This window comes from Limosilactobacillus agrestimuris, assembly GCF_943193105.1.
Taxonomy (GTDB): domain Bacteria; phylum Bacillota; class Bacilli; order Lactobacillales; family Lactobacillaceae; genus Limosilactobacillus; species Limosilactobacillus agrestimuris.
Genome location: NZ_CALPCW010000015.1, coordinates 1 through 22,128, shown reverse-complemented (window position 1 = coordinate 22,128; position 22,128 = coordinate 1). Strand labels below are relative to the sequence as shown.

The following is a 22,128-nucleotide window of genomic DNA, read 5'->3' as shown; positions in this document are numbered from 1 at the left end:
AAAGAAAGATCTTTGTGATTTTTTTATAAAATCATTTATCTTTTGCCCCGTAATTGTACGAATAGGCACCAACACGAAAATCAACTACCCCTTGTCCTTTCATCTTGGTTAGAATTGATGGGTAATATTTCATTTTATCACCAACATTCGTTAACGTAGCCTTAACGGTATTTCCATCTTTCATGTAAAGAATCACTTGGTGAGGTGATTCTTTAGTTGGTTGGTACTTAATGGATGAAATTCCGTGAGAAATTACTGGCTTTAATTTTCCCAACTGTTGACCAAGAATTTCAAGCTGTTGACGGTGGCTTTCAAACCCCTGAAAATCAATATTTGTATTTTGTGCTGTTGTTAACTGTAACTGACCATTTGACAACACAGCGTATTTTTGTTTGCCAACTTGTGCCTCACCTAACAACCGATTTTCCGTAATTGCAACGTGAACACTTTGGGGACCACGAAGGCTAACTTCAAGTGTTTTAACCTGTGGATTTTTGATTCTAGTCGCATGCTCTAAATATTTCTGACCTAACCAGGCAGTCCAAATCAGCCGTCCTGGACGAATCGTAGATGCATCTTCAACTTCCCTATTTGTTAACTCGTTATTCCCACTAATCGTAATATTAGTGATCTTACTTATCGGTAGAATGATATAAATCATTACTAACAGAACAATTCCAAAAAGCCACATTAACGCACTAATTCTCTTTTTACTGGAATTTTGACGCTGTTTCTTTATTCCAACAACCTTATCTCCAATCGGTTGATGTGGTCCCTTTCGTGCAGAAATATTTCGCTTTTCTAGATGAGCTAAGCGCTGAGAATAACGATGATGCTCTGGAATACAATTGTCACTCGCCATTTCATCCACCAACTAATGCTCGTTAATTGCTTTACGGAGAACAGAAATTAACTCATCAGCAGCTTGTGGATGACCAACCTTACGAGATGCATTTGCCATTTTATCACGAAGACCTTGATTTTCCATAATTTTATCTGCCTGAAGCAATAATGTCCTACTATCTAAATGATCCTCAGTAATCATTACTGCAGCATTCTTCCGAACTAGCGATTGAGCATTCTTTACTTGGTGATTAGCAGTTACGTATGGACTTGGAATTAAGATTGTTGGTACACCTAAAGCAGTTACTTCCGCAATTGTAGTCGCTCCCGCACGGGAAACTAATGCAGCTACTTTAGGCATTTTTGCTGGCATATCCTTAATATACGGAACAACTTTAACATTTTTACCAATTTTCGTTCCTTGTAACTGTTTTTGAACGTTATTATACCGCTTCTGTCCAGTAGCAAAGATCACCTGATAGGAACGCTTACTAAATTCCGGAATTGCATCTACAACTGTCGAATTAATTTTTGGTGCACCTTGGCTTCCCCCAAAAATCATCAATGTTGGGACATCATCCTTTAACCCGTATTCTTTCCAAGAAAAGTCACTAGCAGTTTGAGAAGCAACTTGTTGAGCTCGCGGATTACCTGTCATCGTGACTTTTCCTTCCGGAAACTGACTGCGTGCAGCTTCAAACGCAATTGCTATCTGATCCACATACCGACTTAAGAACTTATTTGTTACCCCAACAACACTATTTTGTTCATGAATCACTGTTGGAATGTGTTGTTTAGCTGCGGCATAAAGGACCGCCCCACTTACATAACCACCAGTTCCCAAAACAACGTCCGGTTTAAAATCATGAATAATCTTTTTTGCATGGTGAACAGAGCGGAGAAAAAGGTAGACTGTCTTAAAATTTTCCAATGAAAGTGATCGCTTAAACCCCTGCATTTGCATTGTTTCAAGCTTAATTCCTGCATCTGGAACAATTTTATTTTCAAGTCCCCGGGTAGTCCCAACATAAAGAACCTCTGTATCTGGTTCTACCTGTTTTAATCGCTCAATCAATGCTAATGCCGGATAAATATGACCACCGGTTCCGCCACCAGAAACAAGTAACCGCATATTATTTCTCCTCCTGTTCTTTAATTAACGTATTAACAGCTTCAATAAACTTATCACCACGAACCTCAAAGCTTGGGAACTGATCCCAACTAGCATTAGCTGGAGATAATAAAATGACATCCCCCGGTTCACTAACCTTCCAAGCTTCTGGGACAGCAGTAATTGCATTTTCACTTTCAATTATTGTTGGAATTTCAGCTTGTTTTGCAGCATCCTTCATTTTATCTTTACACTGTCCAAAAACAACGATCGCTTTAACATGCTTTTTGAAATATGGAACCAGTCGTTCAAAGGTATAGCCACGATCTAACCCACCAGCTAGTAGAATAACTGGTTGTTCAAAGCCCTGAAGTGCTACCTCAGTTGCTTCAATATCAGTTGACTTAGAATCGTTATAGAACCGACGACCCTCGTAATCTGTTACGTATTGAAGACGGTGACGGACACCACTAAAAGTTGTCAAGACGTCAACTATTTCCTGATTAGCAACCCCACTTAATTTAGCAGCAGCAATTGCAGCTAACGCATTTTCAACATTTTGTGGACCGATTAGGCGAATGTCCTTAGCATCCATGATATATTCATCACGCCAATAGATCTTGCCATTCTCCTCATAAGAACCTTCATGACTTTTATTTTGGCGTGAAAATGGAATGATCGTTGCCCGTGAACGCCGTGCAATTTCTTGCCATTCATCACGATCCCAATTCATGATTAAGTAATCATCACTGGTTTGGTTGCGGGTGATATTTAACTTGGCATTAACATAGTTTTCACGTGTTTTATGGTAATCGAGGTGGTTAGAGAAAATATTAGTGATAATGGCAATATGTGGATGAATAGTGGGCGCTCCTAGTAATTGAAAGCTTGAAAGTTCAGTAACCAACGTATCCTCTGATCCTAATTCAGCAGCTACTTTACTAAAGGAAACACCGATATTACCGGCATATTCAACCCGGTGAGAGTTATTCTTTGCAATCATCAATTGTGTCAAGGTCGTTGTCGTCGTCTTCCCGTTACTTCCAGTAACACTTACCAAGTGTCCTTCAAAAATCTGCCACCCCAACTCTGCCTCAGTGATAATCGGTGTCTTCTTTTCAACAAACTTAGCAACTAATGGATTATCATAAGGAATTCCCGGGTTTTTTACCACAACATCAAAGTTGTCTTCCGCAAGACTAAGCGGATTAGAACCAGTAATTACTTTAATCCCATCATTTTCAAGTCCTTCAACAATTGAAGGATCCTTAGGTGTTGCCTGATCATTAGCAACAACGTCAGCACCCAACTTTTTTAACAAATGTGCTGCGTTTAACCCACTGATTCCAAAACCCATTACAAGAACTTTTTTATTATTATAGTTTGTTACTTTCTTCATTTCTCTTGCCACCTAGCTTAAATTAAATATTAAAAATTAAAATACTTGCTACCGCAATAATTGAAGCAATTAAACCGACACACCAGAAGACGATATCAATCTTCCACTCACTCCATCCGCAAAGTTCAAAGTGGTGATGGATCGGTGTCATCTTAAAAATTCGCTTCCCAGTAAGCTTAAATGATGCTACTTGCATGATTACACTAGCAGTTTCGCAGACATAAACAATCCCAATTACTAATAATGACCATTCGTGATGAAGTAATAGTGAAACTGCAGCTAGTGAAGCACCAATAGCTAACGAACCCATATCACCCATAAAAATTTTAGCGGGCTTATGGTTATAAGGAAAGAACCCACATAAGGTTCCAATCATTGCTAAACAGAATAAAGCAATTTCTGCATAACCAGGTTGGTTAATATTTACAAGGGCAATAATAAGGTAAGCCAAGAATGAAATAATTGATAATCCACTAACTAATCCATCCAAACCATCAGTCAAATTAACAGCATTTGAAAACCCAACAATCCAAAAAATGATAAAAAGGCCGTACCACCAACCAACTTGACTAGTTCCAAAGCCCATTTGGAAGCCTTCATGCTGGTAAATTACTGTAAAAATCATTGCGGCAATAACTTGACATAAAGCTTTTTGCCATGCTTTAAATCCTTCATTTTGGTGGTGAAAAATCTTTATGCTGTCGTCCCACATTCCAATTAGTCCATAAACTACTAGGACAAACAGGAGAGCCCACATAGTATTAGTTAACATCCCCATGAAAACGCCAACCAGTAAAACGGTAATAACGGCTGAAATTATAAAGAGGAGTCCTCCCATAGTAGGTGTCCCCGCTTTTTTAGCATGCCACTTAGGTCCTTCTTTACGAATCTGCTGTCCTTCTTTTTTCGCCCGGAAATAACGGATTAAAGAAGGCATTAATAGAAAAGTGATTAAGAATGAACAAACTAATGTTATTACAATACTAAGAAAATTCATATTTTCCTCCTAAATTAATGTCGAGAAGAATACTCGACAGTCAATGTTGATGACTTTTTCACACTATCATTTGGTCTAATACTTTGCTTAGTAACATAGCCAGAACCTTTTTCTTTTAACTTGATCCCCATCATTTGAGAAAGTTTCTGAACATCATCAGAACTCCAATTATTAATATCGGGCATTTTATATTCCCCTCCAGTATCCAAAATGATATGCTGGTTAATCAGAGAAAGTTGCCCCTTAGCAATTGATTGCTTTTCAACGCTATGTCCAGAACCAATTACAACTGGAACAAGGTGTTTCTTATTAAGCTGATCACTTGCTTCTTGAGGAGACTGGTTTACAACATCTGGGACCTTAACAATTCCCGAATTCTTTTGTTTAGTACTCTTCTGACGACTTAAAATAAATTTCATCGTTGGGTTAAAGACCTCTGCAATCATTTTAGTTGCTGGTTTACTAAGATTATGTGGTTTCCTTAACGTTACATACATTACATAACGTGGCTTATTTGCAGGAGCAATGCCAACAAATGAGTAAAGATAATTACTATCACCATTACTATATCCACCAGCACCACCAATTTGAGCGGTTGCTGTTTTTCCGGCTATTTTATAACCGTCAATTTGATAATCATGTCCGAGGCCCTTTTTATCATAGATAACCCCTTCCATCATTTTAACTACCTTTTTAGAAGTTGAGGCCTTGATTGGGTGCCCAACTTGCTGAGGTTTTACCTTCTGAATAGTTTTTCCTTCGTTATTAGTTACCTTATCAACAATATATGGCTTCATCATCTTACCGTTATTGGCAATAGCACTAAAGCCCTGCATCATCTGCATAGCATTGACGGTAATTCCTTGACCAAAGGCAGTGTTAGCCTGTTGCAAAATTCCCTTGAAGGCACTATAACCACTTACTTCACCATCCATTCCTTCAACGTTAACTTTATTAAACATTCCAAAACGGGTTAGGTATTTTTTCCAAGTTTTTGCCCCCATATTCTGTTCAACATGGGCAAAGCCAACATTACTTGAAAGATCAAAAGCGTCCTTATAGGAGATTGTTCCCCAACCGGACGTTTGCCAATCAGTAACTTTACCGCCACCAATTTGCCAAGTACCAGAATTAAAGGTTGCATTCGGTTCAAAATGGCCGGAATCAATTGCTGCACTCAGGGCAAACGTCTTCATTGTTGAACCAGGCTCATAAACATCTTGAACCAACATATTTCGCCAAACAGGATCTTTCTTTGAACGAAGCGTCGGTCGTTGAGAGGCTGCAATAATTTTACCAGTTTTTGCATCCATCACAACTGCAATCATTGATTCTGCCTTCGATTCCTTAAATACCTTAGTTAGCTTATTTTCCATAATATGCTGAACCTTGGCATCCAGCGTCGTATAAACATTATCACCGTTCACTGCTTTTTTCACCACTTGGTTACTATTAGCTAGGCTATACCCATAAACGTCTCGTTTATCTTGACGGAGGCCATTCTTTCCGGTCAATTTTTTATTAAAGTACTTCTCCAGACCAACTTGACCAACTAATGTCATCTGACCAGTTTCTTTATTGGCAACTCGTGGTGTCGCCACTCCAATAATTTGAGAGGCAAATTCACCTTCCGGGTAAGAACGGGCAGGCGTTGCAATAAAACCAATTCCAGGTAGTTTTTCCGCTTTAATTTGTTGCATCTTGGCAACTGATAAGTTTGCCCCCGCACTCCCAAACTCAACTTGATAGGACTGTCCTTTTTTTGAAAGAGTTTTTAAGATTTGAGATTTAGGCATGTCAATATATTTGGCAAGGATTTTAGCAGTTTGCTGTTTATTTTTTACATAAAGTGGCTTACCATCTGCAGAATGCTGACTCTTATCTAAAACTGCATAGAGTGTATATCTACTTGTATCTGTTGCAAGGACAGAACCATGTTGGTCATAAATGTTGCCACGTTTGGCAAGAATTGTTCTTCTCTGCGTATAAATTTGTTCAGCCTGAGAACGCAGATTCACATGCTGGACATCCTTTGTAATCGCAATATACGCAAAACGAACGATAAATAACGTAAACATTGCAACCACGATTATAAAGAGCCACTTACCAAAAGTTTCTCTGTTGCCACTATTTCCGTTATTTTTCGTTCGTTGAGTCATCTTATTCATTATTTATTAACGTTCCTTACGTTTGAATTATGATCCACTAATCCATATTTCTTAGCGGCTGATCTTAATTGGGATTGACTCGTCATTTCAGCAATTGCCTGCCGATGACTGGCATTATCGTTTTTGGCTTGATATACCTTTGTTTGTAAGTCTTGCAATTGATGTTGACGAGTATTAATTGTAATTTTTGTTGATAAAAGCGAAATGGTTAAACATAAGGTTAAAATACTACAAACTGCAACTAGCCCACGTTCAAAATTTGACCAAGCCACTGTTTTCACAGCGGGGCCTAATTGTTGACGCGCTTGTACTCCAGGATCAGTCGTCCTTGGCTGATCACGAGAAATCCTTTTTGCAGTATTTGAAACCATCTTTAATCACTTTCCTTTTGTATTCTTACTTTTTAATTCTTTCAATTACCCGTAATTTTGCGCTATGAGCACGATGATTATTAGCTAATTCTGCATCACTCGGTAGGATTGGCTTCTTGTTAATCAACTTGTACTTTGGTTGCATTTCTGGTGGAATGACCGGTAATCCCGGTGGTAATTCGTCTGCTAATGAGACCTTCTCATGAAACATCGTTTTAACCAACCGATCTTCTAATGATTGAAATGTAATCACACTGATCCGTCCACCAACATTAAGCATTTCAAGCGCCTGTTCTAAAGAATCCTCTAATGCTCCCAATTCATCATTAACCGCAATTCTAATCGCCTGAAAAGACTTCTTTGCTGGATGACCGCCATGCCGCCGTGCAGCAGCTGGAATGGCTTCCTTAATCACATCAACAAGCTCAAAGGTTGTTTTAATCGGCTTACTTTCCCTTCGTCGCTCTATTTTTCGCGCGATCTGTTTAGCAAATCGTTCTTCACCATAGCGGTAAAGAATTTTAACTAATTTCTCATATGGCCACTCATTAACAACATTCATTGCAGAAAGCGATTGTTGTTGGTTCATCCGCATATCTAGTGGTGCATCTAATTTATAGCTAAAGCCACGTTGTGCATCATCAAACTGTGGGGATGAGACCCCCAAATCATAAATAATCCCATCAACTGCTTGAACACCATTTTGTAACAATGCGGTTTTTAAATTTCGAAAATTGTCTTCGATTAAAATTGAACGTCCATCATCGATAAAGCTTTTTAGGTGTTGTCGATTATATTTAATTGCCGTTTGATCCTGATCAAATGAATATAAGTGCCCTGTCGTCAACTGATTAAGGATCGCGGCACTATGACCGCCCCCACCTAGCGTTGCATCAACATAGGTTCCGTCTGGATGGATATTTAGACCAGTAACAGCCTCATTCAATAATACTGTTACGTGCTTAAATTCTGTCATCTAAAATCCTCCATTAAAAATCAATATTTAAATCTTCAGCGATCTGATCAAAATCATCTTCCGTGGTATCCGTAAATTGTGCCCACTTTTCTGCACTCCAAATTTCAAGTCGGTTAGCAACACCTACCACAACACACTTTTTTTCTAATTGAGCATGTTGACAAAGGGTATCTGGCAAATTAATCCGGCCTTGTTTATCAAATTCACAATCAGTTGCGGCAGAATATAAAAAGCGAACAAACGCACGTGCATCACGCTTAGTCAGCGGTAACGCCCTTAATTTTTCTTGCAATTGTTCCCATCCTTTAAGCGGGTAACCAAATAGACACCCATCTAAGCCACGAGTGACAATAAAGTGAGTGCCTAATAATTCACGAAATTTTGCGGGGATAATCAAGCGGCCTTTGCTATCGATCGAATGAGTGTATTCGCCCATAAACATTAGCTTTACCTCCCCACAACCACTTTATAGGTAAAGTCTACCACAATCCCCCACTTTCCACCATAAGATTTCAAAAATAATTGTTAATAATAAAAAAATTAGCAAGATAGCACTTTTATGTTTAAGCACTTCTTGCTAATCAACATTTTCTATTACCAATGTTATATCAATGGTAAATTTTGACAAAATAGTGAAACAATAAACGTAATTGTTGCAACAATTACAGATAATCGCCAAAAAACTGGCCAATAACGCCGGTAGATAAACTCATTATAATGGAATGTTTGGCCAATAATTAAAAGGATTGCAATAATCATCCAAGTAGCAATCGGGTACGCTATCCAATAAAGGCTTCCAATATTATAAATACTCAACAACCATAAAATAATCGTCCAAATAATGGGGCTATGTTTATGATGATGTTGATGACGATAATGATGAAAAACCTTGCTGATTAAATCTTCTACAAGCCAAATAATCATCAGTAATATTACCTGAAGAAATGCTATTCGATAATCCATATTTAGTTCTAACTACTCCTGACTAATATTTACAATCATTAGTTTAGCACAGACTATTGAGATTGTTTGAAATCACATCCTAAAATGATGTAGACTGTTACTATTATCAATCCATCAACGAAGGGCGGTAAAAAGATGCAACGGAAAAAGAAAACTCGTTTTCAAAAAATTACAATGGTTGCAATTTGGTTGATGCTAATTGCCATGCTTGGCTCACTAATCTTTGGAGCAATTGCATCATTAGGTGTAATGTAGTTTCCATTATCTAAAGAATTGAAAAGTGCGAGGAAGAAACTACTATTCTTCCTCGCACTTTTTAATTCTTTAGCATAAAAGTTCAATTACGAAAAAACTTGTATTATTCCTCATCTTGACTCTTTTTCTTAAAAACCTCACGAGGTTTAGAACCATTAGCAGATCCAATGTAGCCACGCTGTTCCATATCGTCAATAATTCTTGCAGCCCGATTATAACCAATACGAAATCTGCGCTGAATTAATGAGGTAGAAGCTTTTTGCTGATCAACCACGAAATCTAATGCCTCAGGGAAAAGCTCATCTTCATCCTCAAGTTTTTCCTCTTGTTCAATTTCATTATCAGTAACAACCATCTTCTGGTCATATTCCGCTGGACGCTCTTCTTTTATAAAGTCCACTACTGCTTCAACGTCATGATCTGAAATAAAGGCGCCCTGAACTCGAACCGGTTTATTTTGGTCGATCGGTTCAAACAACATGTCTCCCCTACCGAGCAATTTTTCAGCACCATTAGTATCAATAATTGTTCGAGAATCAACACCACTTGAAACAGCAAAGGCAATTCTCGATGGGACATTCGCCTTAATTAAACCGGTGATGACATCAACTGAAGGACGTTGAGTAGCCAAAATCATATGGATACCAGCAGCTCGTCCCATTTGTGCAATTCGGACAATTGCATCTTCAACATCGTGAGAAACAGTCATCATTAAATCAGCCAGTTCATCAACAATTACCAAAATTAACGGTAACGCTGGTTGTTCGGTCGTATCTTCTTGCTCGTTGTTCTCCTGAACAAGTTGGTTGTACCCCTTTAGGTTGCGGACCCCAAATTTAGCAAACAGTTCATAACGACGTTCCATTTCAGCAACTACCTTTGCCAATGCTTTAGCTGCCTTCTTTGGTTCTGAAACTACTGGGCTTAACAGGTGTGGAATCCCGTTATAGACGCTTAATTCTACCTTTTTAGGGTCAATCATCAAGAATTTTACCTGGTGGGGTTTAGCCTTCAATAAGATGCTGGTAATAATATCGTTAATCGCAACTGATTTCCCACTTCCGGTAGCACCTGCAATTAAGAGGTGGGGCATCTTGGTTAAATCAGCCATCATCACATCCCCTGTAACAGTTCTTCCAAGCGGAACATTCATTGGGTGATCATCATTGGGCATTGATTCTACCATATCGCGAAAACCAACAGTCGCAATTTGCTGGTTAGGAACTTCAATTCCAATTAATGATTTTCCAGGAATCGGTGCTTCAATCCGAATATCTTTTGCAGCAAGCGCTAGGGCTAAGTCATCTGCCAAGTGTGTAATCCGACTCACCTTGACTCCCACTGCTGGACGCAATTCATATTTTGTCACCGATGGACCAAGGTTAACATTCTCAACGGTTGCATCAACGCCAAACGACTTCAACGTATCCTGAAGCTTTTTGGTATTCTTCTTAATCGCGTGTAAATCGTCTTTTTGATCAGCTTGCGGAATCTTGGTTAATAAACTTAATGGTGGTAACTGGTAATCAGCATCTTCCTTTTCAGCAGTAGTAGCCAATTGCAAATCATCATTAGAAGTTGGCAACTCTTGAGATTTTCCGGTTTTACCCGAAGCCTCATCATTGCTTGTACTGGCTACTGTAATCCGCGGCTCGGTAACTTTTGGTGTTACTGAGTGTTGAGAAGCATCAACATCTGTTAGATCTTTTTGAACCGGTTTCACCTTGTCAGCTAAAGTGGTAATTTGCTCCTTAACTGGTTGTTTAACCCGTGGCTTGGCCGCAAAAGACTGTCTAACCCGTTGAATAAGCATTGGTATTTTTTTCAATTGGCGACCAAGATTAATTAAATATTGTTCCCAGGGAATCGCAAAAAAGATAATAATTCCTGCAACAATCATTAACCAGGCCAATGCAGCCGTTCCCTGACGACCAATCAAATAGTTACTCCCAGTATAGAGGAATGCCCCTAGCATCCCCCCACCGATGTTAGTAGAATTGCTTGTCTGAAAAAAGACCTCTGTTAAATTATTCCAGGTTGTAGATATAAAATTGGCGTGAAGGTTCAAATGATTAAACATTAGATAGTGTAACCAAATTAATCCCCCACAATATGCAATAATAAATCCACTAATCCAGCGATGATTATATCTTGGTCGATGACCGAAGAAGGTTAATGATAATCCAGAAATAAGAACAAGGATCATTGCTACCGGATAGGATCTACCAACCAGAATACTAAATAAGCCAACTAATAATTGACCAATTGCTCCAAGATTAAATAACCCAATAAGCATCAAGAATGCAAGAATAATTCCTACTAAATTATCAACAATCCTTGCTTGACTTTTTTTACTTACAGTTCGGCGACGACCAGTTCCTGACCGCTTCTTTCTTGCCATATTATTCCCCACTTATTTTAATTTATCAAAGTGATATTTATGAACCCGTGCTAAATTTGGAAAACTTTGCTGACGAAGGGCCTCGTAGATCACAATTGCCGCACTATTCGACAAGTTTAATGCCCGGATATTGTTATCGTTTTGCGGAATTCGAATAGCATTTTCTGGATACCGACGCATAAATTCTTCTGGTAACCCGGTTGTTTCCTTACCAAACAGGAAATAGTGATCCCCAGAAGTTGTATAGTCAACATCAGTATAGTCACGGCTTGCAAATTTAGATACAAGGTATAACTTACTAATATCAGGAACGGTAGAAATAAACTCGCGCAGATCATCATGATAGGTAATTTTTACCTTATCCCAATAATCTAATCCCGCTCTCTTCATGTGCTTATCATCCGTTGAAAATCCAAGCGGCTTAATTAAATGTAATTCCGTATTCGTCCCGGCGCATGTCCGGGCAATATTCCCAGTATTTGCAGGAAACAATGGTTCAAATAATACAATATGGTTTGTCATCATAATTCTCCTTAGACAAATAAAAAAAGCAGGGTCTCGGTGTTGGCACGGCGAAACGCTGCTTTAATGAAGTACTCTTTGGCAATTACCAACGAATCTGTTCGATGTCAATTGCCAAACGATTTCTCATAAAGTAATTTACCACCTTTAATTAAGATTGGCAACACCATTAACTAATTTTTTGTAGAAAGTTAAAGATAACTTCTTAAATCTCACTTTCTCCCTACCAATAAGCTAACATCAACGGTAATTGAGTGAAGTTTTGCCAATTCATCATCGGTAAGTTGTTGGACATTCTTCCCCCAACTCATCGGCGTCATCTTAACCATATCCGTGATTAATTCTTTAGGAAGATCAAATTGGTACCGGACACGGATCACATGTGCGTCTGGGTAGTGCTTCTTAAATAATTCAAGGACCTTACTATTATCATAGTGGTAATGCTGATCTTTGTTTCCATACAGTAAGTGTCGCAATTCCAAGAGATAATCTGCATTAGGAATTACCTTAATTAGGAGGCCATTTTCTTTTAAGACTCGATTAAATTCTCGATAATCAGACGGAGAAAACAATTCTAAAACTGTATCGAAGGATTGGTCAACAAATGGCAACTGACGAAGATCGGCAATACAAAAGAAAGCCTTCGTATCAAGTTGAGTTGCCAAGGTAATCCCAGGTTTTGAAATGTCAAAGCCAACATAAAAATCTCGATCTTTTCGAAGCGATGCCAATTGTGCTAGCGGCGTTCCTTCCCCTGTACCCACATCAAGAACTGTTTGGGGAGTTGCCGGGAGGAATTGATTAACCCGTTCAATAATTGGTTTAAATAATCCTGCAGAAAGTAATTTTCGTCGTGAGATAAACATTGCCCGATCATATTCTGTTGTTCCCTGGGTATTTAAAAAATGAAGGTAGCCATGACGGTTAAAATCAATTGTATGACCCTTTTCACAAACAAGCGAATTTCCAGTTAAATTCAAATAACGATGGTGACAAACAGGACATTGAAATAGTTCAAGATGGCTTTGAACCAAATTTTCAGCACGTTCAATCTTTTTCACTTTAATTTCTCCTATTTTTTTATTATTTACAGTGTACCATAGCTAGTATTAGGCTTGCTGAATTGCTATCATAGAGATGAACAAATTCAAAGGAGGCAGTTTAATTTGACTGAACAATTTTTGATCGGTACGTATACTAAAAAGGATAGCAAGGGTGTTTATAAAGTTACCTTGGATCCTGAAAAAGAAGAGATTACTAACGTCGAATTAGCTATTCCATCACAAAAGCCAGCTTACTTACAAGTAGGTTCTGATAAGCGAGTTTACGCTGTAAAGCAAATTGATGACCAGGGTGGTGTGGCATCATATTCACTAAAAGATGACAATGCCAAGATGCTCAGTAAGGTTCTTGCAGCAGGAGCTCCTCCAGCATACGTTGGCCTTGATGAAAAGCGTCACCTACTTTACAGTGCTAATTACCATACTGCAAAGATTGATGTCTTCAAGATCAATGAAGATGGAACACTAACTCAGACTGACTCAGTTCTCCACCAAGGTGCTACCGGCCCTCAACCAGAACAAGATAGTCCACACGTTCACTTTGCCGACTTGACTCCTGACCAACGCTTGGTTGTCTGCGACTTAGGAATGGACCTTGTCGTCGTTTATGATGTTTCTGCTGACGGTAAATTAACTGCTGTTTCCCGTTATAAGTCAGAAGATGGTTTTGGTTCTCGTCATATTGCGTTCCATCCTAATGGTAAATATGCTTATCTTCTCGGTGAACTAAGTAGCAAGCTTGAAGTACTAAAGTACAATGCCACTGATGGAACCTTTAGTCACGTCCAAACAATTAAGACAATCCCTGATGATTGGACAGCTCATAATGGTGCTGCTGCTATTCGACTTTCAAAGGATGGTAAATTTATTTACACTTCAAACCGTGGAGAAAATACCATCGCAGTCTTTGAAGTTCAACCAGACTTCACTGTTAAGCATATTCAATCAATTTCAACTGAAGGTGACTTCCCTCGTGACTTCAACCTTAGCTCTAATGAATCATTCTTGTTAGCCTCTAACCAAAATAGTGATAACTTGACCCTTTACAAGCGTGATGCTAATACTGGTAAGTTAACCTTACTACAAAAGAATGTTAAGTGTCCTGAACCTGTTTGTGTTCAACGCTTTTAATAAAATTGAGCTGAAAATTTGCCCAATTCTTTAAATAAAACAAATAACCCTCCGGAGTCCAACTTTGTCAGATACTGGAGGGTTATTTATTGTTTAAATTAAATCAATCAACTTTTGAATATCTTCCGGAAGTGGGGCATGAACCTCAATGTATCGTTGCTTAAAAGGACTATAAAACTTCATCCAGTAGCAATGAAGTGCTTGACGAGAAATTAACGGTTCACCGCCATACATTTCATCCCCAATTAACGGGTGCCCTAAATAACGAAAGTGAACCCGGATTTGGTGAGTCCGTCCAGTATGAAGACGTATACGTAGTAGTGAACCCCTCGTCGATGATTTCTCTAGCCAATATTCCGTAACCGATGGCTTCCCCGTAGAAATTACGGTCCGCGTGACAAATTTTTCCGGATCACGATCTATCGGTGCATCAATATACCCATGGCTAGCCTTAATTTGTCCCCCAACAACCGCATAGTAATTTTTCTTTACTTGGTGCTTTTTTAGTTGCTGATCCATAATTGCATGCGCAAAACGGTGTTTCGGAAAAGCCACCAGGCCACTCGTATCTTTATCTAATCGTGTAGCAACATGAATCACTAAATTCTCATAGCCCTGTCGCTCATAATAACCACGAACTCGGTTAACCAAACTATCAGCAACTGTCACGTGATGTGCAGGAACGGTCGCAATGCCCGCCGGTTTATTAAGAATCAAGAAATCACGATCTTCATAAACAATTTCAATTGGCAGGTTACTAGGAATAACGTTATCATTGGCTTTTTCTGGAGGCAAAATTAGTGAGAAATGATCACCGGGATTAACAGTATCCACTGTCCACCGATCCTCACCATTAATTTGCATTTTTCCACCATGATAAACTGCGACCTTAATCAAGCTTGCACTAACGCCTTCATGTTTTAGTGCAGAACGTAATTTCCGTGGCTGGTGTCCATTATATTGCCATTCAAATTCCATTACTTTACTCCACCAATAAATGAATCTTTAACCCGGTGCCAGAAGTTATTATGCCGATATTGGGCAAAATTAATCCGTTTCTTAGCGACTTGATAAGTAATCTCTATTAGTTTTCGTTCCCCCACTGAGGGCTTTAGCCGTACTTGATCACGATCACAAGTCATCACATGGCCATTAAGATCCTTCAACCGAAGCATCAATTTGGATTCAGAACCGAAAATAATTGGGGATCCCAAAGTTCTAAATACCCGGTTATTTAATGAAGCCATTTCAGCAAGCTGAAAACCGACAATTTGTGGATCCATAATTGCCCCACCGACAGATTTGTTATAAGCAGTTGACCCCGTTGGAGTAGAAATGCATAAACCATCTCCACGGAAGGTTTCAAATAATTCATTATTAATAAACACATCGCAGACCATGGTCTTTGTAATATTACGAACGGTCGATTCGTTTAGGGCTGTATAGTGATCAATAGAGCCATCAGAATAGATCGCGTGCATATCAAGAAGTGGGTATGATACCGATTGTCCACTGTCATTAACTAAACTATCAACCAGGTCATCGATTTCGTAATTTCGCCAGTCAGTATAAAAGCCTAAGTGTCCCGTATGGATCCCAACAAAGCGAATCTTATCCAATAAAGCTTCATAATGATGAAATGCAGACAATAGGGTCCCATCTCCACCAATCGTAATAACAACATTGGGAGCATTTTGGTCTAAAACCAGTCCGGCCTTACTTAACTCTGCCTTAAGTAATTTACTAATCCGTTGTGATTCCGACGTATCATTATTATAAATTGCGACTCGCATATAATCTCCTTATCTATCCGAAATATTCTGATCTCCCGGTGTCCGGTTTGAAAACATTGTTTGTGCTTCTTGAATTTCTTCCCGAATTTCTGACATTTCATTATCAAGTTTGAACGCAGCTTCTGCAGCACGCTGTAACCTTGCTGACAACTCTTCTGGAAATTCACCTTGGTACTTATAGTTTAATGAATGTTCAATTGTTGCCCAAAAATTCATCGCTAATGTCCGAATTTGAATTTCAGCAAGGATTCGTTTTTCACCAGTAATCAACTGAACCGGGTATTCAATTACAATGTGGTAAGAACGATACCCACTCGGTTTAGCATTACTAATGTAATCACGTTCTTCCAGGATCATCATATCACTTCGTTGACGAAGCAAATCGACTACTTGGTAAATATCCTCCACGAACTGACACATAATCCGTACTCCAGCAATATCTTGCATATCTTGTTCAAGCCGATCCTCTTGAACATGTCGACGAACCATTTTCTCTTTAATGCTATCAACCGGTTTTACCCGACCAGTAACAAATTCGATTGGTGAATGCTGTGTTTCATCTTGGTATTGTTTCCGAATACCCCTTAACTTAATCTTCAATTCATTAACAGTTTGTTGGTAAGGTAGTAGAAAGTGTTGCCAATCTTCAACCATAGATAACCCTCCCATTAAAGTTCGCATTTAATTCTAGCACACTCATCCCCTCAACAGCATAAAACTGGTTCATAAATCATAATTCTTTACAAATTTAATTTTTTTTGTAAAAATAAATTTGTTTAGAGAAGAAATTAAGTTAGTATTAAACGAGGGGGAGCATTTAATGCTAGAAATACATTTATTTGTCAATCCACTCGGGAGTCGTTGCTTCCGCTGTGAACGTGACGTTCTTAAAATTGATCATCAACTTAACACAAAAATTAATTATCGTTTTATTCCGTTTTTCAACATGGCAACAATCCAACAAACAATTGAATTTTACCATCTCGATCCACGTAGTTTAGCCGTTCGTCAAAACGTTTCTAACACCATTTATCGAGTAATTCTTGACTATATGGCGGCATCTTTTCAGGGAAAAAAGCGGGGGCGTCAATTCCTCTTGATGTTGCAAAACGCGTTAATTAAAGAAGATAGTAACTACAATGATAGTTTAGTAAAAGATATTGCTTCACAGTCTAAACTTGATCTTGAAATGTTTTTAGAAGATCGTCATTCCAATTTAGCTAAAAAGGCTTTCCACCAAGATCAACAATTTGCCAAAAGCTTAGAAGTTACAAAACCAGCTACTGCAGTTGTCTTTGATTCTAAGCAGTTGCAATACGGTTTTTTACTCAATAACTTTGACTATGAAACCCTTATTACTGCTTATAAGAATAAACAATTAGAGAATGACCTGTCGATAGCAACCTTTGTTAAGAACTACCAATCTCATCCTTTAACTAAAACAATGCAAAAATAATAACATGAGGAAAATGGCCTTCAAAGTCTAATTTAAACTTTGAGGGTCATTTTATTATTAGTTAATACTGAAGATGAGCATTTTTAAACCCATAATCAACTAATTTTCCTAGTAACTTCATTGATTCCTGATACGAAATCTCTGCCATTTGTTCATTAATCTTGCTCAAAAATCCTGTTATATTATCCTGCTTCACAAATTTTTTATCTGCTTGGTGCTGGAGTGCTAACGTTCGAGTCATTACTTGTTCCGAAAAATCTTCAATTAAGGATTCAACTTTTTGGTAATGCTGATCAGCAATTGCCATAATAACATGATTTAACCAGTAACTATCTTTAATGTCAAATGTCGTCTTAGTATCACGATAATGCCGTGGAGTTTCTTCAACATTAGCATAGAAAGGAACAACCGCATTAACAGTATTAGGGCCAAAAGCTAGCCACTGAACAGCACTAATTTGTGGATCAACATTATTCCTAATTTGAAGGATGTGGAGCTCAAGATTACGGTTTAATGCAATTGACCGAAATGGTGCTTCCTTTACAACATAAGGATCATATTCAGTATCCTGATAATGAGAGCTCATTAAATCCTTAATCTCTTGGATTGTAATTTTATGTTGCGGATAATTAATAAATGGCAGCATCTGATCAGTTGGCTTATTTCCTTGCTCGCCACTCAATTGCTGTTCAACAAACCAAGCCCGTGGATTATTATAGTGGGCATCGCGGTAAGTACTGCTACCAAATATTAACCGTAAATTGTAGTTATCTTCTTCGGGATTAAGGTGGTTGAGATCAATCAATTCTTTTAAATCAGCGGAACTTAATGTCGCTGTCGATGAGAAATCAAAATTAGTAATGTTTAACCGGTTTGGTGCAATTACATAAGCTTCATCAGGAATTCTCACCGCGGCCCAGTGATGACCTCCAATCGTTTCTAAATACCACACTTCATCTTTGTCACCAAAAGCCATCCCATTAGCCTCATAAGTTCCATGCTTTTCTAGAAGATAGCCAACTCGCTCCACGGCTTGTTTAGCTGTCTTAACGTAGGGTAAGACTAAGGTTAGAAAATCCTCTTCACCGATTCCATCCTCACTATTATAAGGATCAAGACTGAGGATCCGTGGATTACTCGTAATTGTCTCGGTAGCAGTCATCGAAACATTAGCAGAGTTGATCCCACTCGCTCCAAAAATACCAGCACTACTATCCGCATCGGGAGTTGAAGTATAACGTAGTGCGTTAGTTGGTAAATCAATTTTGAACTTAGTCGTTTTACTTTCATAATGCTGAGGTTGCTTTTCAGGAGTAACTACGATAAACCGTTGCGGATCAAAGTTATTTGAGTAATCCTCAACCCGACAAACAATCGTTGAACCATCTATAGTTGCTTTTTTTCCTGCAAGAAAGGTTGTACAAGTATGACGTCTCATTTAGATCATCCCCAATTTTATTTTTTCATCTCTATTATTTCATATTTCATTAATATCCACTAAATAATTTTTGTAGTTCTTGATACTGCTCCGCAAGGGAATGGGGTGCGCAGGGATACTTAACCAAAATAATTCTCTTTCCCCTCCTTACAACAATTCCACCCATAATTAATTGCTTAGTAAATAATTTTAGGTAAGTATTAACTAATGTCATCGGAGGAATGCAAGGAAAAATTACCCATTCACTAGCTTCCACCTTTCTTAACATCTTTAACCACGAAGTTTGGCTAAAACTAGTAAATAACGGTATACCAGCTAATTTTCTACTTACCAAATAACGCCAATATATTTCTGGATGTTTAGTGACCTGAATTCCACCAAACTGCTGATGGCAAATAAGTGGTAAGTCGTTACGCGGAAAATTCATTTTAATTTCTGGTAATAGTATAAGTTGACGAAATATTCGATAATTTTTGTTAATTTGCCTTAAATTTAGTCGTTGTTCCCAAATAACAGCATTCTCTATCTTAATTGCTGCTGATTTAACGTTCCAGAAAATAAGTCCATACCGGTGATTTAGTAATTGAATAAATTTTTGAGTTTGTCGTTGGTGAATCTTTAGCTTATATGGCGAGCCAAGAAACCAGTAACATTTTATCCCGAGCTTTTCATAACCACGGGTTCGCTCTTGAAGATCTACTAACGATAATGGACTACACTGAAATTCAATTACTACCCGCTGTCCGTGAACTTTAAGTAACACATCCGCTCGTTGTTTTAATGATGAAATGTAAACCTCAAGTTCTGGATGCCAATCATTTCGTCGTGCCCATTCAAATATCTGTTGTTTTCCTAGAAGATGTTCATAACTTTCCCCTTTTTGTAATGGGCATTGACTATTGACACAATGTGCAAAATGAGCAACCTTACATTGTCCCTTCTTAAGAATTAACCGCTCTCCACATTTAGGACAATAATATTTCTCCTTTTTACTAGCGTTAAAAGCATTCACAAAACAATTATTGGACTTAGCAACTAACAACTTATTTACCCTCCCTTATATAAAGACGGTAAATCCTTTAAAATGCATTAAAAAAGTACCCTTATTGACTACAAGGGTACTTTTTAGCTAGCTAAAATAATGCTGAATTAAATGTAGCGCCGAAATCTCCATCAGCTTTTTTGAATGCTCTGCTAAATAATCTGACGCAATATTTGTTGGATCTCCATATTCGTATGCTAATGCAATCTGGTTCTTTATTTCTTCATCAGTATTTTCATCGGTAACTAAGTACTGTAAGGTCAGGTAGTACTGACCCTCGTACTTATAGAGTTCACTAACAACATTATAATCATCAGCAACCTTTGCATACTGAATTAGATCTTCAAACTGCGCAAACCTAACAACAATTAACTTTGTTAGTGGTTCAGTATCGCTTGCCGGAGAAGCATAATCATCAGCATCTTCGAACGATTGCTCAATTTCATTAGTTCTCGATTTCTCGTTTCGCCGTTGTGCAATACTTTGGCGAATATAATCCGTAATCGCATCAGTTTGCTCACTATCGGCTCCAGTAATTTGATCATTTTTACTAATAAATAATTCCAAGCCATTTCCTGTAGGCATTACCTGAAATGTTACAGAATCATTATCTTGAAATTGGTGAGTTGAATCAACTTCCTTCAGTATACTGTAAAAGAAATCTTGAATCTGTTTATGATCACTTAACAAGTCCAGGATCTTAATTCCCCGTTCTTCCAGATCGTCCGAGTCGACTAAAACACGAATTGTATTTTCATTAATGCGCTCCATTTCCATTAAAAGCACCCCCTTCGACCCGAGTTATGTATTACTACCATTCTAACTAATTTACCACAAAAGTAAAGAAGAAAAGGCGCAACATAGAGCTCGCTGGAGTCTGTACATTGTGCCTGTTTAATTATGATTAAATTGTGTTAGCTTTTCGTTCAGCTTCCGCTAATTCTAATTCACGAACTTGACGTGGAAGGAAGCGGCGAATTTCATCTTCATTGTAGCCAACCTGTAGACGCTTTTCGTCAACAATAATTGGCCGCCGTAACAATCCAGGATTTTTACTAATCATTTTATACAACTGCTTCATTGGCAGTTCATTCAAATCAACGTTTAATTTGGAATAAGCCTTAGAACGCTTAGAAATAATATCTTCCGTTCCATCTTCTGTCATCCGTAATATGTTCTTTATCTCACTCACATTAAGTGGTTCAGAAAAGATATTTCTTTCTTTAAAAGAAATTCCATTTTCTTGTAACCATGTCTTTGCTTTCCGACATGAGGTACAACTTGGAGACGTGTAAAGTGTAACCATTTAATAAAAAGCCTCCTTTAGAGCTAATTCTTGATGTCAATTCACCACTACAAAATTAATTATACAATGTTTTTTATATCATTAAAAGTGCCACTATGGTTTGTTTACTTTTAGTAAGTAAAATTATAGCGCGTGATTCATGTATTTCAAGCGTTTTTAAAGATAATTAATTATTTTAAATTAATATTAAAAATTGATTATTCACTGTTCCTACTTAAAATTACTGATAATTGGTAATTAAGGAAAAGAAAGTATTATAATAAATCTATACAATTAAAAGGAGGAACTGCCATGTTATCAAAATTAAGCTTAACCTTTGGATCACGGCAAATCTTGCAAGATATTATTGATAAATACCCAGATAGAAAGTTCAAACTAATGCAAGCTTCAGAGCATAGTCACAATTTAGCATTGTTTGACTTTTCTAATAAACCAACTGTTTTCAAATCACCAGTTGAATATACTGTTTTGGGAGAACAGTTAGATAGTGAATACAGAGGAATTCTTTATTATCAATCATTCCAAGTTGATAATGATCACCAAAAGATCCTCTTTAATACTCTTAATAAGATAATTGACAATTCAAATCCACTGGTTAATGGACAGGCTTTTTTCCAAGTCGATAACAAAGAAGAAAGTACTACATTAGTTCTTCTAACTGCATTAAACGATTTAGATGAACTAATGGCCTGGAAGAAAACCGATGCGTTTAAGCAACTTGATAGCTTTACTACCCGTGACCCGAATAACACGTACTATGATGAAGTATATCGTCCATTGATGTAATTAATTTTAACAAATCGAGTAGGAGGTAATTGATTGATTAGTTCAATTACCGACCTCTCACACCACCGTACGTACGGTTCCGTATACGGCGGTTCGACAATTTAATCAC

The 22,128-nt window shown here is 37.9% G+C and carries 23 protein-coding genes; 4 read left to right on the top strand and 19 right to left on the bottom strand.

Annotated features, from left to right (window positions below; all coding sequences use genetic code 11):
• Window positions 1-31: 31 nt before the first annotated feature.
• The 9 genes from NFR46_RS08485 to NFR46_RS08445 all read right to left on the bottom strand — a co-directional run bounded on the left by NFR46_RS08485 (window position 32) and on the right by NFR46_RS08445 (window position 8,828).
• A complete protein-coding gene (locus tag NFR46_RS08485; protein WP_251576477.1) occupies window positions 32-862 on the bottom strand; it encodes a cell division protein FtsQ/DivIB in 831 nt (276 codons plus the stop codon).
• Window positions 863-874: 12 nt separating this feature from the next.
• Complete coding sequence (gene murG, locus NFR46_RS08480) at window positions 875-1,975, bottom strand: undecaprenyldiphospho-muramoylpentapeptide beta-N-acetylglucosaminyltransferase (protein WP_251576475.1); 1,101 nt, start codon at window positions 1,973-1,975, stop codon at window positions 875-877.
• 1 nt (window position 1,976) lies between these two features.
• Complete coding sequence (gene murD / locus NFR46_RS08475) at window positions 1,977-3,353, bottom strand: UDP-N-acetylmuramoyl-L-alanine--D-glutamate ligase (protein WP_251576473.1); 1,377 nt, start codon at window positions 3,351-3,353, stop codon at window positions 1,977-1,979.
• Between the two features lie 22 nt (window positions 3,354-3,375).
• Window positions 3,376-4,350 (bottom strand): phospho-N-acetylmuramoyl-pentapeptide-transferase, encoded by a 975-nt coding sequence (mraY, locus tag NFR46_RS08470; RefSeq protein ID WP_251576471.1) that lies wholly within the window; start codon window positions 4,348-4,350, stop codon window positions 3,376-3,378.
• Between the two features lie 14 nt (window positions 4,351-4,364).
• Entirely contained in the window at window positions 4,365-6,518 is a 2,154-nt protein-coding gene (locus NFR46_RS08465) for a penicillin-binding protein (protein ID WP_251576469.1), read from the bottom strand.
• The gene (ftsL2, locus tag NFR46_RS08460; RefSeq protein WP_251576467.1) at window positions 6,518-6,889 is read right to left on the bottom strand and encodes a cell division protein FtsL; all 372 of its coding nucleotides are present in this window, start codon (window positions 6,887-6,889) and stop codon (window positions 6,518-6,520) included. Before ftsL2 ends, NFR46_RS08465 begins: the two co-directional genes overlap by 1 nt.
• 25 nt (window positions 6,890-6,914) lie before the next feature.
• Window positions 6,915-7,865, bottom strand: a complete 951-nt coding sequence (gene rsmH, locus NFR46_RS08455; protein ID WP_251576465.1) for a 16S rRNA (cytosine(1402)-N(4))-methyltransferase RsmH — start codon at window positions 7,863-7,865, stop codon at window positions 6,915-6,917.
• 13 nt (window positions 7,866-7,878) lie between these two features.
• Window positions 7,879-8,307 carry a division/cell wall cluster transcriptional repressor MraZ gene (gene mraZ / locus NFR46_RS08450; RefSeq protein WP_251576463.1) on the bottom strand — a complete coding sequence of 143 codons (429 nt, stop codon included), beginning with the start codon at window positions 8,305-8,307 and terminating at the stop codon, window positions 7,879-7,881.
• A 161-nt stretch (window positions 8,308-8,468) separates the two neighbouring features.
• Window positions 8,469-8,828 (bottom strand): hypothetical protein, encoded by a 360-nt coding sequence (locus NFR46_RS08445; RefSeq protein WP_251576461.1) that lies wholly within the window; start codon window positions 8,826-8,828, stop codon window positions 8,469-8,471.
• A gap of 135 nt (window positions 8,829-8,963) precedes the next feature.
• Here NFR46_RS08445 and NFR46_RS08440 point away from each other — a divergent pair, with 135 nt between their 5' ends.
• Window positions 8,964-9,083 carry a DUF4044 domain-containing protein gene (locus NFR46_RS08440; RefSeq protein ID WP_081446177.1) on the top strand — a complete coding sequence of 40 codons (120 nt, stop codon included), beginning with the start codon at window positions 8,964-8,966 and terminating at the stop codon, window positions 9,081-9,083.
• Window positions 9,084-9,186: 103 nt separating this feature from the next.
• On the opposite strand, the gene NFR46_RS08435 is transcribed toward NFR46_RS08440, so the two are convergent.
• The 3 genes from NFR46_RS08435 to NFR46_RS08425 form a co-directional block, all read right to left on the bottom strand.
• Window positions 9,187-11,484 (bottom strand): DNA translocase FtsK, encoded by a 2,298-nt coding sequence (locus NFR46_RS08435; RefSeq protein ID WP_251576459.1) that lies wholly within the window; start codon window positions 11,482-11,484, stop codon window positions 9,187-9,189.
• Between the two features lie 12 nt (window positions 11,485-11,496).
• Window positions 11,497-12,006 (bottom strand): tRNA (uridine(34)/cytosine(34)/5-carboxymethylaminomethyluridine(34)-2'-O)-methyltransferase TrmL, encoded by a 510-nt coding sequence (gene trmL / locus NFR46_RS08430; protein WP_191683782.1) that lies wholly within the window; start codon window positions 12,004-12,006, stop codon window positions 11,497-11,499.
• Between the two features lie 212 nt (window positions 12,007-12,218).
• On the bottom strand, window positions 12,219-13,067 hold the full coding sequence (locus tag NFR46_RS08425) for a methyltransferase domain-containing protein (protein ID WP_251576457.1): 849 nt from the start codon (window positions 13,065-13,067) through the stop codon (window positions 12,219-12,221).
• A 105-nt stretch (window positions 13,068-13,172) separates the two neighbouring features.
• On the opposite strand from NFR46_RS08425, the gene NFR46_RS08420 reads away from it, so the two are divergent.
• Window positions 13,173-14,198 (top strand): lactonase family protein, encoded by a 1,026-nt coding sequence (locus NFR46_RS08420; protein WP_251576456.1) that lies wholly within the window; start codon window positions 13,173-13,175, stop codon window positions 14,196-14,198.
• 93 nt (window positions 14,199-14,291) lie between these two features.
• Here NFR46_RS08420 and NFR46_RS08415 read toward each other — a convergent pair whose 3' ends face one another.
• From NFR46_RS08415 to yjbM, 3 genes are read right to left on the bottom strand one after another with little or no spacing between them, the layout of a single operon-like run.
• A complete protein-coding gene (locus tag NFR46_RS08415) occupies window positions 14,292-15,176 on the bottom strand; it encodes an RluA family pseudouridine synthase (RefSeq protein ID WP_251576453.1) in 885 nt (294 codons plus the stop codon).
• The gene (locus tag NFR46_RS08410) at window positions 15,176-15,991 is read right to left on the bottom strand and encodes an NAD kinase (RefSeq protein ID WP_251576451.1); all 816 of its coding nucleotides are present in this window, start codon (window positions 15,989-15,991) and stop codon (window positions 15,176-15,178) included. The genes NFR46_RS08415 and NFR46_RS08410 overlap by 1 nt, the downstream gene beginning before the upstream one ends.
• A gap of 9 nt (window positions 15,992-16,000) precedes the next feature.
• On the bottom strand, window positions 16,001-16,645 hold the full coding sequence (gene yjbM, locus NFR46_RS08405; protein WP_251576450.1) for a GTP diphosphokinase: 645 nt from the start codon (window positions 16,643-16,645) through the stop codon (window positions 16,001-16,003).
• Between the two features lie 166 nt (window positions 16,646-16,811).
• Between yjbM and NFR46_RS08400 the strand changes: the two genes are divergently transcribed.
• Window positions 16,812-17,447, top strand: a complete 636-nt coding sequence (locus tag NFR46_RS08400; protein WP_251576448.1) for a DsbA family protein — start codon at window positions 16,812-16,814, stop codon at window positions 17,445-17,447.
• A 61-nt stretch (window positions 17,448-17,508) separates the two neighbouring features.
• On the opposite strand, the gene NFR46_RS08395 is transcribed toward NFR46_RS08400, so the two are convergent.
• From NFR46_RS08395 to spxA, 4 genes are all read right to left on the bottom strand, one after another.
• Window positions 17,509-18,885, bottom strand: coding sequence for a C69 family dipeptidase (locus NFR46_RS08395; protein WP_251576446.1), 1,377 nt, complete (start codon window positions 18,883-18,885; stop codon window positions 17,509-17,511).
• Window positions 18,886-18,934: 49 nt separating this feature from the next.
• Window positions 18,935-19,927, bottom strand: coding sequence for a competence protein CoiA (locus NFR46_RS08390; RefSeq protein ID WP_251576444.1), 993 nt, complete (start codon window positions 19,925-19,927; stop codon window positions 18,935-18,937).
• Between the two features lie 87 nt (window positions 19,928-20,014).
• Window positions 20,015-20,704 carry an adaptor protein MecA gene (locus NFR46_RS08385; RefSeq protein ID WP_251576442.1) on the bottom strand — a complete coding sequence of 230 codons (690 nt, stop codon included), beginning with the start codon at window positions 20,702-20,704 and terminating at the stop codon, window positions 20,015-20,017.
• A 127-nt stretch (window positions 20,705-20,831) separates the two neighbouring features.
• Window positions 20,832-21,233: a transcriptional regulator SpxA gene (spxA, locus tag NFR46_RS08380; protein WP_191683672.1), complete on the bottom strand. Its 402-nt coding sequence runs from the start codon at window positions 21,231-21,233 to the stop codon at window positions 20,832-20,834.
• A gap of 291 nt (window positions 21,234-21,524) precedes the next feature.
• Here spxA and NFR46_RS08375 point away from each other — a divergent pair, with 291 nt between their 5' ends.
• Window positions 21,525-22,019, top strand: a complete 495-nt coding sequence (locus NFR46_RS08375) for a hypothetical protein (protein WP_251576440.1) — start codon at window positions 21,525-21,527, stop codon at window positions 22,017-22,019.
• Window positions 22,020-22,128 lie beyond the last annotated feature (109 nt).

Bases quoted from the DNA above. Each gene is read 5' to 3' on its own strand.
- NFR46_RS08445 (WP_251576461.1), bottom strand. From the start codon at position 8,828: ATGGATTATCGAATAGCATTTCTTCAGGTAATATTACTGATGATTATT.
- yjbM (WP_251576450.1), bottom strand. From the start codon at position 16,645: ATGGTTGAAGATTGGCAACACTTTCTACTACCTTACCAACAAACTGTT.
- rsmH (WP_251576465.1), bottom strand. From the start codon at position 7,865: ATGACAGAATTTAAGCACGTAACAGTATTATTGAATGAGGCTGTTACT.
- NFR46_RS08415 (WP_251576453.1), bottom strand. From the start codon at position 15,176: ATGGAATTTGAATGGCAATATAATGGACACCAGCCACGGAAATTACGT.
- NFR46_RS08465 (WP_251576469.1), bottom strand. From the start codon at position 6,518: ATGAATAAGATGACTCAACGAACGAAAAATAACGGAAATAGTGGCAAC.
- NFR46_RS08435 (WP_251576459.1), bottom strand. From the start codon at position 11,484: ATGGCAAGAAAGAAGCGGTCAGGAACTGGTCGTCGCCGAACTGTAAGT.
- ftsL2 (WP_251576467.1), bottom strand. From the start codon at position 6,889: ATGGTTTCAAATACTGCAAAAAGGATTTCTCGTGATCAGCCAAGGACG.
- murG (WP_251576475.1), bottom strand. From the start codon at position 1,975: ATGCGGTTACTTGTTTCTGGTGGCGGAACCGGTGGTCATATTTATCCG.
- NFR46_RS08385 (WP_251576442.1), bottom strand. From the start codon at position 20,704: ATGGAAATGGAGCGCATTAATGAAAATACAATTCGTGTTTTAGTCGAC.
- mraY (WP_251576471.1), bottom strand. From the start codon at position 4,350: ATGAATTTTCTTAGTATTGTAATAACATTAGTTTGTTCATTCTTAATC.
- NFR46_RS08395 (WP_251576446.1), bottom strand. From the start codon at position 18,885: ATGAGACGTCATACTTGTACAACCTTTCTTGCAGGAAAAAAAGCAACT.
- trmL (WP_191683782.1), bottom strand. From the start codon at position 12,006: ATGACAAACCATATTGTATTATTTGAACCATTGTTTCCTGCAAATACT.
- murD (WP_251576473.1), bottom strand. From the start codon at position 3,353: ATGAAGAAAGTAACAAACTATAATAATAAAAAAGTTCTTGTAATGGGT.
- NFR46_RS08485 (WP_251576477.1), bottom strand. From the start codon at position 862: ATGGCGAGTGACAATTGTATTCCAGAGCATCATCGTTATTCTCAGCGC.
- NFR46_RS08400 (WP_251576448.1), top strand. From the start codon at position 16,812: ATGCTAGAAATACATTTATTTGTCAATCCACTCGGGAGTCGTTGCTTC.
- NFR46_RS08410 (WP_251576451.1), bottom strand. From the start codon at position 15,991: ATGCGAGTCGCAATTTATAATAATGATACGTCGGAATCACAACGGATT.
- spxA (WP_191683672.1), bottom strand. From the start codon at position 21,233: ATGGTTACACTTTACACGTCTCCAAGTTGTACCTCATGTCGGAAAGCA.
- mraZ (WP_251576463.1), bottom strand. From the start codon at position 8,307: ATGTTTATGGGCGAATACACTCATTCGATCGATAGCAAAGGCCGCTTG.
- NFR46_RS08375 (WP_251576440.1), top strand. From the start codon at position 21,525: ATGTTATCAAAATTAAGCTTAACCTTTGGATCACGGCAAATCTTGCAA.
- NFR46_RS08440 (WP_081446177.1), top strand. From the start codon at position 8,964: ATGCAACGGAAAAAGAAAACTCGTTTTCAAAAAATTACAATGGTTGCA.